Source organism: Polaromonas sp. JS666 (assembly GCF_000013865.1).
Lineage (GTDB): Bacteria > Pseudomonadota > Gammaproteobacteria > Burkholderiales > Burkholderiaceae_C > Polaromonas.
This window is the reverse complement of the sequence record NC_007948.1, coordinates 3,833,385-3,849,249: the sequence shown is the minus strand read 5'-3', so window position 1 is coordinate 3,849,249 and position 15,865 is coordinate 3,833,385. Positions and strand designations below refer to the sequence as shown.

Annotated in this window: 17 protein-coding genes; all 17 read left to right on the top strand. The window is 59.7% G+C overall.

Annotated features, from left to right (window positions below; genetic code table 11):
- Positions 1 to 14 precede the first annotated feature (14 nt).
- Positions 15 to 965 (top strand): ACP S-malonyltransferase, encoded by a 951-nt coding sequence (gene fabD / locus BPRO_RS18200; RefSeq protein ID WP_041388928.1) that lies wholly within the window; start codon positions 15 to 17, stop codon positions 963 to 965.
- Complete coding sequence (gene fabG, locus BPRO_RS18195) at positions 962 to 1,708, top strand: 3-oxoacyl-ACP reductase FabG (protein WP_011484543.1); 747 nt, start codon at positions 962 to 964, stop codon at positions 1,706 to 1,708. The genes fabD and fabG overlap by 4 nt, the downstream gene beginning before the upstream one ends.
- Positions 1,709 to 1,856: 148 nt before the next feature.
- Complete coding sequence (acpP, locus tag BPRO_RS18190) at positions 1,857 to 2,096, top strand: acyl carrier protein (RefSeq protein WP_011484542.1); 240 nt, start codon at positions 1,857 to 1,859, stop codon at positions 2,094 to 2,096.
- An 87-nt stretch (positions 2,097 to 2,183) separates the two neighbouring features.
- Positions 2,184 to 3,428, top strand: coding sequence for a beta-ketoacyl-ACP synthase II (gene fabF, locus BPRO_RS18185; protein ID WP_011484541.1), 1,245 nt, complete (start codon positions 2,184 to 2,186; stop codon positions 3,426 to 3,428).
- A gap of 55 nt (positions 3,429 to 3,483) precedes the next feature.
- Complete coding sequence (locus BPRO_RS18180; protein ID WP_049764269.1) at positions 3,484 to 4,023, top strand: hypothetical protein; 540 nt, start codon at positions 3,484 to 3,486, stop codon at positions 4,021 to 4,023.
- Positions 4,020 to 4,655 (top strand): RNA polymerase sigma factor RpoE, encoded by a 636-nt coding sequence (gene rpoE, locus BPRO_RS18175; protein WP_011484539.1) that lies wholly within the window; start codon positions 4,020 to 4,022, stop codon positions 4,653 to 4,655. Before BPRO_RS18180 ends, rpoE begins: the two co-directional genes overlap by 4 nt.
- Before the next feature lie 157 nt (positions 4,656 to 4,812).
- Positions 4,813 to 5,430, top strand: a complete 618-nt coding sequence (locus BPRO_RS18170) for a sigma-E factor negative regulatory protein (protein WP_232291428.1) — start codon at positions 4,813 to 4,815, stop codon at positions 5,428 to 5,430.
- A 90-nt stretch (positions 5,431 to 5,520) separates the two neighbouring features.
- Entirely contained in the window at positions 5,521 to 6,489 is a 969-nt protein-coding gene (locus BPRO_RS18165; RefSeq protein ID WP_232291427.1) for a MucB/RseB C-terminal domain-containing protein, read from the top strand.
- Positions 6,490 to 6,638: 149 nt separating this feature from the next.
- Positions 6,639 to 8,102 (top strand): DegQ family serine endoprotease, encoded by a 1,464-nt coding sequence (locus BPRO_RS18160; protein ID WP_011484536.1) that lies wholly within the window; start codon positions 6,639 to 6,641, stop codon positions 8,100 to 8,102.
- Positions 8,103 to 8,691: 589 nt separating this feature from the next.
- Positions 8,692 to 10,503, top strand: a complete 1,812-nt coding sequence (gene lepA, locus BPRO_RS18155) for a translation elongation factor 4 (RefSeq protein ID WP_011484534.1) — start codon at positions 8,692 to 8,694, stop codon at positions 10,501 to 10,503.
- Entirely contained in the window at positions 10,503 to 11,480 is a 978-nt protein-coding gene (gene lepB, locus BPRO_RS18150) for a signal peptidase I (protein ID WP_011484533.1), read from the top strand. Before lepA ends, lepB begins: the two co-directional genes overlap by 1 nt.
- Before the next feature lie 77 nt (positions 11,481 to 11,557).
- Entirely contained in the window at positions 11,558 to 11,899 is a 342-nt protein-coding gene (locus tag BPRO_RS18145) for a DUF4845 domain-containing protein (protein WP_011484532.1), read from the top strand.
- Complete coding sequence (gene rnc / locus BPRO_RS18140) at positions 11,900 to 12,601, top strand: ribonuclease III (protein WP_011484531.1); 702 nt, start codon at positions 11,900 to 11,902, stop codon at positions 12,599 to 12,601.
- A gap of 137 nt (positions 12,602 to 12,738) precedes the next feature.
- On the top strand, positions 12,739 to 13,683 hold the full coding sequence (gene era, locus BPRO_RS18135; protein ID WP_011484530.1) for a GTPase Era: 945 nt from the start codon (positions 12,739 to 12,741) through the stop codon (positions 13,681 to 13,683).
- 155 nt (positions 13,684 to 13,838) lie between these two features.
- On the top strand, positions 13,839 to 14,588 hold the full coding sequence (recO, locus tag BPRO_RS18130) for a DNA repair protein RecO (RefSeq protein ID WP_011484529.1): 750 nt from the start codon (positions 13,839 to 13,841) through the stop codon (positions 14,586 to 14,588).
- Positions 14,589 to 14,602: 14 nt separating this feature from the next.
- A complete protein-coding gene (locus tag BPRO_RS18125) occupies positions 14,603 to 15,418 on the top strand; it encodes a pyridoxine 5'-phosphate synthase (RefSeq protein WP_011484528.1) in 816 nt (271 codons plus the stop codon).
- Positions 15,418 to 15,816 (top strand): holo-ACP synthase, encoded by a 399-nt coding sequence (gene acpS, locus BPRO_RS18120; protein WP_011484527.1) that lies wholly within the window; start codon positions 15,418 to 15,420, stop codon positions 15,814 to 15,816. The genes BPRO_RS18125 and acpS overlap by 1 nt, the downstream gene beginning before the upstream one ends.
- The last annotated feature ends 49 nt before the right edge of the window (positions 15,817 to 15,865 follow it).

Below are 15,865 nucleotides of genomic sequence, written 5' to 3'. Positions count from 1 at the left end.
ACTGGAGTAATTATTTGAAATCGTTCGCTGTTGTTTTTCCCGGCCAGGGTTCGCAGTCGGTGGGCATGCTGGACGCCTGGGGCGACCATGCTGTTGTCCGGCAAACACTCCTGGAAGCTTCTGATGCCTTGGGGCAGGACGTCGGCCAGCTGATCAAGAACGGGCCCAAAGAGACCCTCGCTCTGACGACCAATACCCAGCCGGTGATGCTGGTGGCGGGTGTGGCTGCCTACCGGGCGTGGATCGCGGAAACCGGCGCGGCGCCAGCTGCCGTGGCTGGCCATTCGCTGGGCGAGTATTCGGCGCTGGTGGCCGCGGGGGTGTTGTCGCTGGCGCAAGCCGCCCCGCTGGTGCGCTTTCGGGCCCAGGCCATGCAGGATGCCGTGCCCGTGGGGGTGGGCGCGATGGCGGCCATCCTGGGCATGGACGCGGCCCGGGTCATTGAGGGTTGTGCCGAGGCAGTCCGCACCTTTGGACCCAATACCGATGAGGTTGTGGAAGCCGTCAATTTCAACGACCCCCTGCAGACCGTCATTGCGGGCAGCAAGGCTGCGGTGGACAAGGCTTGCGAAGTGCTCAAAGCCAACGGCGCGAAGCGGGCCTTGCCGCTGCCGGTGTCGGCGCCGTTTCATTCGAGCCTGATGAAACCGGCCGCCGAGAAGCTCAGGGAAAAACTCGCTGCCGTCGATTTCGCGGTTCCGCAGATTCCCGTCATCAACAATATAGAAGTGGCGGTGGAGACGGATGCCGATCGCATTCGTGCGGCGCTTTATGAACAGGCGTTCGGACCGGTACGCTGGGTGGAGTGTGTCCAGGCCATCAAGGCGCGGGGGCTCACGACCATCGTCGAGTGCGGGCCGGGCAAGGTGCTGACCGGCATGGTCAAAAGGATAGACCCGGAATTGACGGGCGCGCCCCTGTTTGATCCGGCCTCGATGGCAGATGTGAAGGAGATGCTGGCATGAATGAAGTCAAGTTTGAGGGGCAGGTTGCGCTGGTCACCGGTGCATCGCGCGGCATAGGCGCTGCCATCGCGCTGGAGCTGGCCCAGAAGGGCCTGAAGGTAATCGGTACGGCCACCAGTGATGAAGGGGCGGCCAAAATCGGCCAGGCTCTCGCTGCTTTCCCGGGCTGTGCCGGCAGGAACCTGAATGTGAATGATGGAGCGGCCGCCGAAGCGCTGATAGACAGCATTGTCAAGGAACACGGCGGTCTGCAGGTGCTGGTCAACAATGCCGGCATCACGCGTGACATGCTGGCGATGCGCCTGAAGGACGACGACTGGGATGCAGTCCTCGACACCAATCTCAAGGCGGTGTTTCGCATGAGCCGCGCCGTGATGCGCACCATGATGAAGCAGCGCTATGGCCGCATCATCAGCATTACCTCGGTGGTGGGTGCGTCCGGCAACGCGGGTCAGTCCAACTACGCCGCCGCCAAGGCGGGTGTGGCGGGCATGACGCGTGCATTGGCGCGAGAACTGGGCTCACGCAACATCACGGTCAACTGTGTGGCGCCGGGCTTTATCGAGACCGACATGACGGCCAGCCTCCCTGAAGAGCAGCAAAAAGCGCTGCTGGGGCAAATTCCGCTGGGCCATCTCGGCAAGCCGCAGGATATTGCGCATACCGTGGCCTTTGTGGCCAGTCCGCAAGCGGCCTACATCACGGGCCAGGAAATTCATGTCAACGGCGGCATGTACATGTAGCCGCTCAGCCTGCGTCATGAGGCGCATGGGTTGACAGTGGTAAAACACATCAAATCGAGGCCGGTTTTTATCCGTCCGGCCTGGTGCTTAGGGAAGTGACCCTAACGCGGTAAAATCACGGATTAATTTACAACCCTCAGAGGGAACTATGAGCGATATCGAAGCACGTGTTAAGAAAATCATTGCCGAACAACTTGGCGTGGAAGAGGGTCAAGTCACCAGTGAAAAAGCCTTTGTGGCGGATCTCGGCGCTGACTCGCTTGACACCGTAGAGCTGGTCATGGCCCTGGAAGACGAGTTTGGCATTGAGATTCCCGACGAAGACGCCGAGAAGATCACCACCGTCCAGAATGCGATTGATTACGCCAATACCCATCAAAAGGCTTGAGGCACGAGGTTCTTGACCTTTGCCTTTGCCGTCATTCAACCTGAAAGGCCGTGCAGGGTCTTTTCGGGTTTTTTTCAGGATTACTGAATGAGCCGTCGTCGTGTCGTCGTGACAGGTTTGGGTTGCGTGAGCCCGGTAGGTACTACCGTCGCCGATTCCTGGACCAATTTGCTTGCCGGTACTCCCGGCATTGACCTGATCACGCAATTTGATGCAAGCAACTTTGCCTGCAAGTTTGCGGGCGAGGTGAAGGGTTTCAAGATCGAGGATTACATCCCCGAAAAGGAGGCCCGGCACATGGACCGCTTCATTCACCTGGGCTTGGCTGCGGCGTGCCAGGCGGTCGCTGACAGTGGCTTGCCTACGGGAGATGCGCTCGGTGAAGAACTGGCTACCCGCATCGGTTGCAACATCGGCTCGGGCATAGGCGGTTTGCCCATGATCGAGCAGACACACGCCGAACTGGTGAATCGCGGCCCGCGCCGCATTTCCCCGTTTTTTGTGCCTGCGTCCATCATCAACATGATCTCCGGGCATGTTTCCATCAAGTTTGGCTTCAAGGGGCCCAACATCGCTGTCGTGACGGCCTGCACGACTGGTCTTCATGCCATCGGACTGTCGGCGCGCATGATCGAGTACGGTGACTGCGACGTGATGGTCGCCGGCGGTGCCGAGTCCTGCGTCTCGCCTTTGGGTGTTGGCGGCTTTGCCGCGGCCCGCGCGCTGTCGACCCGCAATGACGACCCCAAGACCGCTTCACGTCCCTGGGACAAGGACCGCGACGGGTTTGTGTTGGGCGAGGGCGGCGGTGTTCTGGTGCTCGAGGAGTACGAGCACGCGAAGGCGCGCGGCGCGAAGATCTATGCTGAAGTCATCGGTTTTGGCATGAGCGCCGACGCCTATCACATGACCTCACCCGACATCAATGGCCCCCGCCGTTCGATGGCCATGGCATTGAAAAATGCAGGCGTCAATGCCGATCAGGTTCAGTACCTCAATGCGCACGGAACCTCCACGCCGCTGGGTGACCTGAACGAAACCAATGCCATCAAGGCGGCATTTGGCAGCCACGCAAAGAACATGGTGGTCAGTTCGACCAAGTCGATGACGGGCCATCTGCTGGGCGGCGCCGGCGGCATTGAGTCGGTATTCACCGTGCTGGCGTTGCATCACCAGAAGATTCCTCCGACCATCAACATGTTCAGCCAGGATCCCGAGTGCGACCTGGATTACTGCGCCAACGTGGCGCGCGACGCCAACATTGAGTTTGCGGTCAAAAACAATTTTGGATTCGGCGGCACCAACGGCACGCTGGTTTTCAAGCGCGTCTGACGCGCCCCGGTTTCGCCTTTTCAAGCACGCGCGCCCCAGCACCGCACTGATTGTCTTGATCACGCACAACGCCCCGCCGGTTGTCTATCCGCTGGGGCGTTCGCGTTTCCACGGCTGGCTATTGCTGGGTTTGTGGCTGGCGGGTTTGCTGCCGGTATTGGTTTGGGTTTACCTTGCCCGTCAACTGGATTGGCGGATGGCGCTGCTCCTTGCCGCTGTATGCGGTACGGGCGTCCTCGCATGGGGCGGTTGGAAAAAAGTTCCGTGTGGCAAGCTGGCATGGGACGGCGAATTCTGGCGCTGGGAAAGCCTGGCCTACCAGGCGGGCGTTGCCGGGTATGAACTCTCGGTGGTGGCTGATTTCCAGCACTTGCTGCTGCTCCGGCTTCAGAATCCGGCGCGCGCCGGACTCTGGCTTTGGGCGGAGCAAAGGGCATTGCCAGAGCGCTGGCTGGACTTGCGCCGGGCGGTGTATTCCCCGCACAAGCCGGCAGGCGCTTCCCGCTCATTGGACGGGATGCCTGCAGAGCCGTTGCCGGCTGTGGCAGTATCGGGCCATGAGTTTCCTGTTGATGCCACACGGATGAAGCCATGACTGCGGACGGGACACCCCTGCCATCCGAAAAAGCGGCTGATAGCGACGCCATGCTGGTCGAGCGCGCCGTGGCCGGGGACCAAAAGGCCTTTGAGCTGCTGGTGATCAAGTACCAGCGCCGCATTCAGCGCCTGATAGGGCGCATGGTGCGCGATGTGGATCTGGTGGAAGACATCGCCCAGGAAACGTTTATCCGGGCCTACCGCGCCCTGGCCCAGTTCCGGGGCGAGGCCCAGTTCTACACCTGGCTCTACCGGATTGCGGTCAATACCGCCAAAAAAGCCCTGATGGATCTCAAGCGGGATCCCACCGTTTCCGAAAATTCCTTTAAATCCGGAGAGGACGATGAAACTTCCCCGCTGGAAAACGAACTAACTAGCTCGGAAACGCCGGATGCCGTATTGGCCAGCAAGGAAATTGCGGAAATGGTCAACGCAGCTATGGAAGCATTGCCGGAAGAGCTTCGTCAGGCCATCACTTTGCGCGAAATCGAAGGGTTGAGCTATGAAGAAATCTCTGAGGCCATGAATTGTCCCATTGGCACAGTGCGGTCCCGTATTTTCAGGGCGCGTGAAGCGATCTCTGGGAAAGTCAAGCCCTTGCTGGAAAACCAGTCAGGCAAGCGCTGGTGATGCTGGTAGTTATTGGCTGGTATCCATGTCAAGAGCCTTGTTGAATCACTATTGAATCAATGAATGAATAACTGAATGAATAACGCCCTGTCTTTCAGCCTTTAAAGCCTTTAATAAACCGGCAGGCCCACTGCCCATGAACATCATGAAACCGTCTATGCAAACCAGTGAACTCATGTCTGCCCTGGCCGATGGCCAGCTGGGTGGTGAGGACTTTGCCGCCGCACTTCAGGCCTGCCAGCACGACGAATCTGCGTTTGCCAGCTGGGCCGCCTACCATGTGATCGGCGAGGTGTTGCGGTCCCCTGAGCCCGTGGTGCACGGGGCGGACCTGGCCTTTCTGGGGCGGCTGAACCAGCGCCTTTCGCAAGAGCCACAAGAGCCGTTGCTTCGGGCGCGCCACCAGCCTGTTCCCCCTGATTCAGCGGCGCAAGCCAGGGGAAAAACTGGTGCGAACGTGGTCCACCACCGCGGCGCGGCATCCAATGACAGCATGCTGCCCTGGAAGTGGGTGGCCGGCGTTGCTTCCCTGGCAGCCATTTCCGCCATCGCGTGGAACGCCTCGGGCCTGCTGATGCCTGATGCACCGCAGCTTGCCCAAGGCCCGGCTCAGCAGGTGCTGGTGGCTTCACCGCAGGGTCCGATAGTGCGCGATGCCCGGCTGGAGGAGCTGCTGGCCGCACACAAGCAGTTGGGTGGTGCATCCGCCTTGCAGGTGCCGTCGGGGTTTTTGCGAAACGCCACCTTTGAAACGCCTCAGAATGCAGGGCGTTGAATGAGCTTTTGCTGCGGCAGAGCCTTCAAAACAACCATGAATTTCAAGACTTATCGCCTTGTGGCCTTTTTTGTTTGGCCACTCGCCGCTATGAATTATGTAGCGGCCCAGGTGCCTTCGCCGGCCACGGCGTCCACGCCTGCCACGGCGGCGGAGTCCAGAAGCGTCAATGACTGGTTGATGCGCATGCACGAGGCCTCCAAAAAACGCTCCTATATTGGGACTTTTGTTGTTTCGTCGGGTGGCGCCATGTCGAGCGCAAAAGTCTGGCATGTCTGCGAAGGCAACCAGCAGGTGGAAAGGGTTGAAACCCTGACCGGGGCGCCGCGCTCTATCTTCCGGCACAACGATCAGGTCGTTACATTCATGCCCGACCACAAGGTGGTGCGCAGCGAAAAACGGGAATCCCTGGGTATGTTTCCCGAGTTGCTCCAGTCAACCGACAGCCGCATTGCCGATTTCTACAAGATGCGGCATGACGGCGTAGAGCGGGTGGCTGGCGTCGAAGCGGACGTCGTGATGCTGGTTCCCAAGGACAGCATGCGTTTTGGCTACCGTATTTGGACCGAGCAAAAAAAGGGCCTGGTGGTGAAGTTGCAGACCCTGGACGCTGATGGCAAGGTGCTCGAGCAGGCCGCGTTTTCGGAGCTGCAGCTCGATGCGCCGGTCAAAATGGACCAGCTTATCCAGATGATGGGCAAGGTGGACGGCTATCGCGTTGAGAAGCCTGTGATGGTGAAGACCACGGCCAGCGCCGAAGGCTGGGTGCTCAAAGCGCCTGTTGCCGGGTTTAAACCCATGAGCTGCTACAAGCGCCCCGCGGCGAACGCCGCGCCAGGTGCCGAGCCTCTGCAATGGATTTTCTCCGACGGGCTGGCCTCCGTCTCCATCTTTGTGGAACCCTATGACCGGCAACGCCATGAGAAGGAATCCAGCCTGTCACTGGGGGCCACCCAGACGCTGACCAGGCAAGTGGACGCTTACTGGGTAACCATCATGGGTGAAGTTCCCATGGCAACTTTGCGCCATTTTGCCAATGGGCTGGAGCGGAAAAAGTAGTCGGTGCCTGCGCGGGAGTTGTTGCCGGAAAATTTTCCGCGTGGGGCGCAGGTGCCGCATATTGCCCGTATTGTTTTTTCTCTGGCGTCCCTATTTCCTTCCCACAAGTTTTGCTTGCCTGATTACCAACATTTACGACGAGGCCGATGATGCTTGAATTGAACCGGAAACCCCTGCGCTCCTATTTGCTCGCAGGTCTGTTGGGCGTGGTGACAGCCACCGTGGTGCTGCCTGTCGCTCCCGCGTGGGCGCAGGTCCGCACGCTGCCTGACTTCACCGATCTGGTTGATCAGGTCGGCCCCTCGGTGGTGAACATCCGCACGATAGAAAAAGTGAAAGCCTCGGGTGCGGGAAGCGTGGATGAGCAAATGCTGGAGTTTTTCAGGCGTTTCGGGATTCCCGTACCACCCAACATGCCGCGCGCGCCGCGTCCAGACCGCGGCCAGCCCCAGCCCGACGAAGAGCAGCCGCGTGGTGTGGGTTCCGGCTTCATCCTCACGGGAGACGGTTTTGTCATGACCAATGCCCATGTGGTGGAGGGCGCCGATGAAGTGATTGTCACGCTGACTGACAAGCGTGAATTCAAGGCCAAAATCATCGGAGCGGACAAGCGCAGCGATGTGGCGGTCGTGAAGATAGAGGCAAGCGGGTTGCCGGCCGTGAAAATCGGTGACATCAACCGCCTGAAAGTGGGCGAATGGGTGATGGCCATCGGCTCACCGTTTGGCCTTGAAAACACCGTGACGGCGGGTATTGTGAGCGCCAAGCAGCGCGATACCGGCGACTACCTGTCCTTCATCCAGACCGATGTGGCCATCAACCCCGGCAACTCGGGTGGGCCCCTGATCAACATGCGCGGGGAGGTCGTGGGTATCAACAGCCAGATCTATTCACGTTCTGGCGGCTTTCAGGGCATTTCGTTTTCCATCCCGATTGACGAGGCAACGCGTGTTTCAGACCAGCTGCGCAGCAGTGGTCGGGTCACACGTGGACGCATCGGGGTGCAGATCGACCAGGTCAGCAAGGAAGTGGCCGAATCCATCGGTCTGGGCAGTCCCCGCGGGGCGCTGGTCAGAGGCGTGGAGGCTGGTGCACCTGCAGAAAAGGCAGGCGTAGAAGCCGGCGACATCATCATCAAGTTCGACGGCAAGCAGATCGAAAAATCCAGTGATCTTCCGCGCATGGTCGGCAATGTGAAGCCCGGCACCAAGGCGGTGGTGACCGTCTTCAGGCGGGGTGCTACCAGGGATTTGCCGGTGGTCATCGCGGAGGTGGAAGCAGAGAAGCCCCTTCGCAAGGCCTCGTCACCGGAAGCCAAACCGCCGGTCGCCGGCCCTGCACAGGCTTTGGGCCTGGTGGTGAGCGACCTGCCGGATGCACAGAAAAAGGAACTCAAGATCAAGGGCGGGGTCCGGGTAGACAGCGCCGAGGGTGGAGCCGCCCGTGCAGGACTTCGCGAGGGTGATGTGATCGTTGCGATTGCCAACTCCGAAATCACAACCGTCAAGGAGTTCGAGGCTGCGCTCGCAAAAATTGACAAGAGCAAGCCCGTCAATGTGCTGTTTCGCCGGGGAGAACTGGCGCAGTTTGTGTTGATCCGGCCGGCACGTTGATGGTTTGAGTTCGTCTGGCGATGAGGGCCTTCTCCACGCTGTGGTTCCTCTCGCTAGGTGCATGAAAGACCCCCATACCCCGTCCGGGTTGGGGGTTTTTCGTCACACCAGGCGCAGTTTTGGCGTCTTCAAAAAATATATTTCGAGGGTGATGATCTTTAAATTTGTTAGTGCTTACTCACAAATCGGGGTGGCCCAATGATGAATTTGAGTAGAATGCTGTAGAGCTTTGGTACCTTTTTGATATATCGAGGTTCTTGATGGCCAAGATTCTTGTGGCTTTCATCCTCAATTCCATCCATTCAGTGCTGATCCACAGATCGCCCACAAGTTGTCCAGAGCCAAGCAATATAAAATTGTGAATAAGTTGTGCATAAGTTTCCTGTTGCTAGCCTGCAACGACAAAAATATGGGGATTTCGGGACTGTTCGCCGCTGGCTTTTTGCCTACAATGAAGTTCCAACTATCGCAGTTGCCATAGATTGTTGGTTCAGGGCGCGTCACTACTCGACGCGCCCTTTTTTATGGTCCATTGCGAATGACGTGCAATCTCTTCGCAATACTTTCAAGCACTTAGGTGTTCTCGTTGATGAATCACATCAGAAATTTTTCGATCATTGCGCACATTGATCACGGCAAATCCACGCTGGCTGATCGCATCATCCAGCGCTGTGGTGGTTTGCAGGATCGCGAGATGAGTGCGCAGGTTCTCGATTCAATGGATCTTGAGAAGGAGCGTGGGATAACCATCAAGGCGCAGACCGCTGCGCTCAAATACAAGGCACGCGATGGCCAGATCTACAACCTCAATCTGATCGACACACCAGGCCACGTTGACTTCTCGTATGAAGTGAGCCGCTCGCTGTCTGCTTGCGAGGGCGCGCTGCTGGTGGTGGATGCCAGCCAGGGTGTGGAGGCGCAGACCGTCGCCAATTGCTATACCGCGCTGGATCTCGGCGTGGAGGTGGTGCCCGTGTTGAACAAGATGGATTTGCCGCAGGCCGACCCCGAGAATGCCAAGCAGGAAATCGAGGACGTGATCGGTATTGATGCAACCGATGCCATCCCCTGCAGCGCCAAGACCGGCATGGGCATCGACGAAATTCTGGAAGCTGTGATCGCCAGGGTGCCGCCGCCCAAGGGCAATCCGGACGGCGCATTGCGCGCCATGATCATCGACAGCTGGTACGACGCGTACGTGGGCGTCGTCATGCTGGTGCGCGTGGTGGACGGGCGCCTTGCCAAAGGCGACCGCATCAAGCTCATGGCCAGCGAAGCCATGTACAACGCAGAGCAACTTGGCGTCTTCACGCCGCACACAGAGCCGCGCCAGTCGCTGGAGGCCGGTGAGGTGGGCTTTGTGATTGCGGGTATCAAGGAGCTGCAGGCGGCGCGCGTGGGCGATACCGTGACCCTGATCAAACCCGGCACGGGTGGCGCGGCCTTCACGGCCACGCAAGCGCTGCCCGGCTTCAAGGAAATCCAGCCCCAGGTGTTTGCCGGGCTCTATCCGACCGAGGCCAGCGAGTACGACTCCCTGCGCGATGCGCTGGAAAAGCTCAAGCTCAACGATGCCTCGCTGCATTACGAGCCGGAAGTCAGCCAGGCCCTGGGCTTTGGATTTCGTTGTGGCTTCCTGGGCCTGCTTCACATGGAGATCGTCCAGGAGCGGCTGGAGCGGGAGTTCGACCAGGACCTGATCACGACTGCGCCCAGCGTGGTGTACGAGGTGCTCAAGGCCGACGGTGAGATCATCAAGGTTGAAAATCCCTCCAAAATCCCCGATGCCGGCAGGGTCACGGAGATTCGCGAGCCCATCGTGACTGTGCACCTGTACATGCCGCAAGACTACGTCGGCGCCGTCATGACGCTGGCCAACCTCAAGCGCGGCGTGCAGCTGAACATGGCCTACCACGGCAAGCAGGTCATGCTGACCTATGAGATGCCGCTGGGCGAGATCGTGCTCGATTTCTTTGACAAACTCAAATCGGTTTCGCGCGGCTACGCGTCGATGGACTACGAATTCAAGGAGTTCCGGGCCTCCGACGTGGTGAAGGTGGACATTCTGCTCAACGGCGAGAAGGTTGATGCGCTGTCCATCATTGTTCACCGCAGCCAGTCCGCCTACCGGGGCCGGGCGGTGGTGGCCAAGATGCGCGAGATCATCTCGCGGCAGCAGTTCGACGTCGCCATCCAGGCGGCCATCGGCGCCAATATTATTGCGCGTGAGACAATCAAGGCGCTGCGCAAAAACGTGATCGCCAAGTGCTACGGCGGGGATATTTCACGCAAACGCAAGCTTCTCGAAAAACAAAAAGCGGGCAAGAAGCGCATGAAACAAATCGGTTCGGTGGAGGTGCCCCAAGAGGCTTTCCTCGCCATATTGCAGGTAGAAGAATAATGGGCAACACCATGAGTTCCATCACCGCGTTGGTGCTGGCGGCGTTTGTCGGCTACGGGGGTGCCTGGTATCTGGGCGCAGTGGAGGGCAACTTCTCGCTGCTGCTTTTCCTGGCAACTGTGGTCACCGGCATTTACTGGCTGGCGGAGCGGTTTTATTTCCTCCCGCAGCGGCGCAAGGCTGTTGCCGTACTTGAACAGACCGCGGCCAAGCGCCAGGCCGAGCTGGCCAAAATGGGTATCAGCCAGGTTGACAGCAATGTCAGCGAAGCCAGAACCCGGCTCATCATGCAGCCCTGGTGGCTGGACTGGACCGCCGGCCTGTTCCCGGTGATTGTGGTGGTCTTCCTGCTGCGTTCCTTTCTGTTTGAGCCTTTCAAGATCCCGTCGGGCTCCATGATCCCGACCCTGCTCATCAATGACCTGATTCTGGTCAACAAATTCCACTACGGTGTGCGCCTGCCCGTCATCAACACCAAGCTGTTTGACAACCACAGCCCGCAGCGCGGGGATGTGATGGTGTTCCGCTACCCCCCCAAGCCCAGTCTGGACTACATCAAGCGCGTGGTCGGTGTGCCCGGAGACGAGGTGGCTTACCTCAACAAGAAGCTGACCATCAATGGCAAGCCGCTGCCCAAAACGTCTTTGGCCGATTTCTTCGATGAAGATGCGCTGCGCTACGCCAAGCAGTTTCAGGAAACGAATAGCGCACGGACGTACCGCCTGCTCAATGACGACGACCGGCCGGCCTTTGTGGCCGGCGCGGAGGACTTTCCGTTCAAGCAAAATTGCCGTTACAGTAGCGAGGGCGTGGTCTGCAAGGTGCCGGAAGGGCACTACTTCATGATGGGTGACAACCGCGATAATTCGCTGGATTCCCGCTATTGGGGCTTTGTCCCCGAGAAAAACATCGTGGGCAAGGCCTTTTTTGTCTGGATGAACTTCGGCAACCTCAAACGCATCGGTTCTTTTCAGTAATTGCGGCACGGCGTAGGCGCTCCGGGGGTGATCAAGCGGTCACCCGCGGGGGCCACCCTGCCAGAGCAGGAGAAAAAATGAAACATCAGCAACGTGGCATGTCCTTCATTGGTATTTTGTTTGTCGGCGGCGTCATCGGTTGCGCTGGTATCCTGGCGGCCCAAGTTTTGCCAACTTTGATTGAATTTCAGGCCATCAACAAAGCTGCCAGCAAGGCCAGGGAAGGCAATACGGTGGCTGAAGTGAAGTCCATTTTTGACAAAGCCGCGGCGATTGACGACATCAAATCGATTACCGGCAAGGACCTTGAGATCACGAAAGAGGGCGACAAGACCGTGGTGGCTTTCGCCTATACCCGTGAAATCCACATGGCAGGTCCCGCTTACCTGCTGCTGAAGTACAACGGCCGATCCAAATAAGTGAGAGCCAGCGCCACCTCAAGCCCAGACCTGCTGGCACTGCAAAAACGCCTGCAGCACGAGTTTTCCAATCCGAAACTGCTGGCGCAGGCGCTCACGCATCGCAGTTTTTCCGCCGACCACAATGAGCGGATCGAGTTTCTGGGCGACTCCGTATTGAACCTCGCGGTGGCCGGCCTGCTGTATGAGCAACTGAGCGAGTTGCCTGAGGGCGATCTGTCCCGCGTGCGTGCCAACCTTGTCAAGCAGGACACCCTGCACAAGCTGGCGGTGACGCTGGGCCTGCCCGAGATGTTGCGGCTCGGCGAGGGCGAGGCCCGGTCTGGCGGGCAGAAACGGCCCTCCATCCTGGCGGATGCGCTGGAGGCCGTGATAGGCGCGGTCTATCTGGATGCGGGCTTCGACAAGGCCGACCAACTGGTGCGACGCCTGTTCAGGAACGTTGAAATCAACCCGCAGATGCAGGCCATTGGCAAGGACCCGAAAACCGAATTGCAGGAGTGGTTGCAAGGGCGCAAAATGAACCTGCCAATTTATCGGGTGGTCGGCACGATGGGTGCGGCCCACAAGCAGACATTCGATGTGGAGTGCGAAATCACCGAATACGGACGGGCCGAGCGAGGGATCGGTGGTTCACGCCGGGCGGGTGAACAGGCGGCGGCGGCCGCCATGCTGATCTACCTCAAAACCCTGGATTCCTGACTCGGCGTCGCAACCGCGCCCCGCCCAACACCATTTGAGAGACCATGAGTACAGGTAAAAAAGAGCCGAAGAAGCCGGCGAATATATCGCTTGAATTGCCCGCTGACGAGGCGCAGGGTCCTGACGCGCTGGATGCCATGCTGGCCCAGGCCTTGTCATCGCGTGCTGCAGCGGGGGCTGTTCCAGATACTCCGCCCGTCGAAACGCAGCGCTGCGGCCTGATTGCCATCGTCGGCAAGCCCAACGTGGGCAAATCCACCTTGCTCAACGCCCTGGTGGGCCAGAAGATCAGCATCACCTCGCGCAAGGCACAGACCACGCGCCACCGTATCACCGGTGTGCGCACGGTGGGCGCCACTCAATTTGTGTTTGTGGATACCCCGGGTTTCCAGACCCGGCACGGCAATGCCCTGAACCGTTCGCTGAACCGCACGGTGGTGGGCGCCGTCAACGACGTGGACCTGATTGTTTTTGTGGTGGAAGCCGGCCAGTTCAACCTGGCCGATGCCAAGGTGCTGGCCCTGTTGCCCGCAAAAACACCGGCCATTCTGTTGGCCAACAAGTTTGACCTGATCTACCGCCGCGCCGAGCTTGCGCCCTGGTTGCGCTCCATGCAGGAGCGTCACAACTTTGCCGAGTTTGTGCCCATGTCCGCCAACAACGCCAAGGATATTGAACGGCTGTTCGGCATCTGCGAGAAGTATTTGCCGGTGCAGCCCTGGATGTACCGCGCCGACGAACTGACCGACCGCAGCGACCGCTTCATGGCCGCCGAGATCATTCGCGAAAAACTGTTTCGCCTGACCGGCGACGAGTTGCCTTACACCTCCACGGTGATCATTGACAAGTATGAAGAAGAGGGCAACCTGCGCAGGATTGCCGCCACCATCGTGGTAGAGCGCGATGGCCACAAGGGCATGGTGATTGGCGAGAAGGGCGAAAAGCTCAAGCGAATTGGCACCGAGTCCCGCCATGAGCTTGAAACGCTCACCGGCAACAAGGTATTCCTGGAGATATGGGTCAAGGTGCGCTCGGGTTGGGCGGACGACGAAGCTCGGGTCAAGACATTCGGGTATGAATGAGGCCCCCACGCTTGTCGCTTCGCGTACTGCGCTGCCCCCCGAGGGGGCCGCTGCGCCTGCGGCCCGGCGAAGCCGGTTCCGCGGCCCCTGCTGGGAGGGGAGAGCTTGCGCCGGTGTGGCGGTGAGCTGTTGGTCTGCTGCCTGACGCCTTGATCATGGCCACCAAACGCATCGGTGACGAGCCGGCCTACGTGTTGCACCGCTACGACTGGAGTGAATCCAGCCTGATTCTGGAGATATTTACCCGCCAGTATGGACGGGTGGCGCTGGTGGCGCGTGGGGCAAAAAAGCCCAGTTCCAGCTTCCGGCCGATTTTGCTGCCCTTGCAGCCCTTGCACATTGCCTTCGGCGGCGATGCCGAAATCCGGACCCTGAAAAGCGCGGAGTGGCAAGGCGGCCACGTCATGCCCACCGGCGATGCCCTGCTGTCGGGTTACTACCTGAATGAGCTGCTGATGCGCCTGCTGGCCCGCGATGACCCGCACCCGGTGCTCTTTGACGCCTATTCGGCCACGGTGCAACTGCTGGCCAGCCAGAGCGTGGACACGCTGCAGCTCGCCCTGCGGGCTTTTGAGCTGCGTTTGCTGCGCGATATTGGCCTGTTGCCCCTGCTGGATGCCGAGACGGCAACGCTGGCGCCCCTGGAGCCTCAGGCCCGTTATGTGCTGGTGGCGGAGGCCGGCCTCAGGCAGGCCCATGACGACGACCGCAACAGCCTGCCCGGCGTGCAATGGCAGGCGCTGCAGCAGGCGCTGGGCGACAACGCCCTGTTTTCCGACACGGTGCGGGCCTGCATCCCCGGCCTGAATGAACTTAAAACCCAGTTGCGGGCGCTGCTGCACTACCATTGCGGTGTGAAGGTCCTGAAAACCCGGCAAATGATGATGGACCTGCAGGCCCTTTAACCGTCAATACCGCCATGCCCCTTTTTCGTCAGTCTGACCACCCACCCGCCCCCACGGGCGTTCACAAGACCGCCCTTTCGGTCAATATCAACAAAGTCGCGCTGCTGCGCAACACGCGGCATATCGACATTCCGAGCGTGCTGCGTGCCGCAGAGCTGTGCCTGGAGGCGGGTGCCCAGGGCATCACGGTCCACCCACGGCCGGACGAGCGGCACATCCGCCCCGATGATGTGTACGAACTCGCGGCCCTGATGAAAGACTGGCCTGACCGCGAGTTCAATATTGAAGGCAATCCCTTCCAGAACCTGATGGGTTTTGTGCGCGACCTCACGGCACGGGGTTTGCCGCTGCATCAATGCACGTTTGTGCCCGACAGCGAAGACCAGTTCACCAGCGACCATGGCTGGAGCTTTCCCGCAGATGCCGACCGCTTGCAGCCACTGATCGAGCAGGCCCATGCCCGCAGCGTGCGCGTGAGCCTGTTCATGGACCCCGTTGCTGAAGCCATGGCTGCTGTCAAGGCCGTGGGGGCTGACCGGGTGGAGTTCTACACCGAAAGCTATGCCCGGGCCTCGTCAGGCACGGAAAGAAGCGAAGCGCTCGGCCGGTTCGCCAGCGCCGCCCGCGCCGCTGCTGCCCTCGGTCTGGGCATCAATGCCGGGCATGACCTGAACCGTGACAACCTGACCGCGTTCCTGCGCTCAGTCCCCGGTGTTCAGGAGGTCTCGATCGGCCACGCCCTGATAGCCGACGCGCTGGAGCTGGGCTATACCGCGACCGTGAAAGATTACCTGCGCCGTATTGACGAAGCCTTTGCCGTGACGACCTGATGATTTACGGCGTGGGTACCGACATCTGCGACGTGCGCCGCATCCGCGCCAGCCTGGAGCGTCATGGCGAGCGCTTGGCCCAAAAAATCCTCAGCGAAGCCGAGCTGGCCACGTGGAAGGAGCGCAGCGAGCGCTGGCCGGATCGCGGCGTGCGCTACCTGGCCACGCGGTTTTCAGCCAAAGAGGCTTTCAGCAAGGCGATTGGGCTGGGCATGCGCATGCCCATGACCTGGCGCCATTGCGAAATTTCCAAAGCGGCCAGCGGCAAGCCCGAGATTGTGCTGCACGGTCCGCTCAAGGACTGGTTTGAGACCCGCCAACTGAGTGTGCATGTCAGCGTGACCGATGAGAACGAGTATGCGGCCAGCTTTTGCGTCGTAGAGAAAAACGACTTCTAGCTATGCGATATTTGAGTAGGCAGCTATCAATTAAATAGCAACCCTGAAG

Coding starts and splice junctions, on each gene's coding strand:
- acpS (WP_011484527.1), top strand. CDS start 15,418: ATGATTTACGGCGTGGGTACCGACATCTGCGACGTGCGCCGCATCCGC.
- BPRO_RS18165 (WP_232291427.1), top strand. CDS start 5,521: ATGAATTATGTAGCGGCCCAGGTGCCTTCGCCGGCCACGGCGTCCACG.
- BPRO_RS18145 (WP_011484532.1), top strand. CDS start 11,558: ATGAAACATCAGCAACGTGGCATGTCCTTCATTGGTATTTTGTTTGTC.
- fabG (WP_011484543.1), top strand. CDS start 962: ATGAATGAAGTCAAGTTTGAGGGGCAGGTTGCGCTGGTCACCGGTGCA.
- rpoE (WP_011484539.1), top strand. CDS start 4,020: ATGACTGCGGACGGGACACCCCTGCCATCCGAAAAAGCGGCTGATAGC.
- recO (WP_011484529.1), top strand. CDS start 13,839: ATGGCCACCAAACGCATCGGTGACGAGCCGGCCTACGTGTTGCACCGC.
- lepB (WP_011484533.1), top strand. CDS start 10,503: ATGGGCAACACCATGAGTTCCATCACCGCGTTGGTGCTGGCGGCGTTT.
- acpP (WP_011484542.1), top strand. CDS start 1,857: ATGAGCGATATCGAAGCACGTGTTAAGAAAATCATTGCCGAACAACTT.
- era (WP_011484530.1), top strand. CDS start 12,739: ATGCTGGCCCAGGCCTTGTCATCGCGTGCTGCAGCGGGGGCTGTTCCA.
- lepA (WP_011484534.1), top strand. CDS start 8,692: ATGAATCACATCAGAAATTTTTCGATCATTGCGCACATTGATCACGGC.
- BPRO_RS18160 (WP_011484536.1), top strand. CDS start 6,639: ATGCTTGAATTGAACCGGAAACCCCTGCGCTCCTATTTGCTCGCAGGT.
- fabF (WP_011484541.1), top strand. CDS start 2,184: ATGAGCCGTCGTCGTGTCGTCGTGACAGGTTTGGGTTGCGTGAGCCCG.
- BPRO_RS18170 (WP_232291428.1), top strand. CDS start 4,813: ATGCAAACCAGTGAACTCATGTCTGCCCTGGCCGATGGCCAGCTGGGT.
- BPRO_RS18125 (WP_011484528.1), top strand. CDS start 14,603: ATGCCCCTTTTTCGTCAGTCTGACCACCCACCCGCCCCCACGGGCGTT.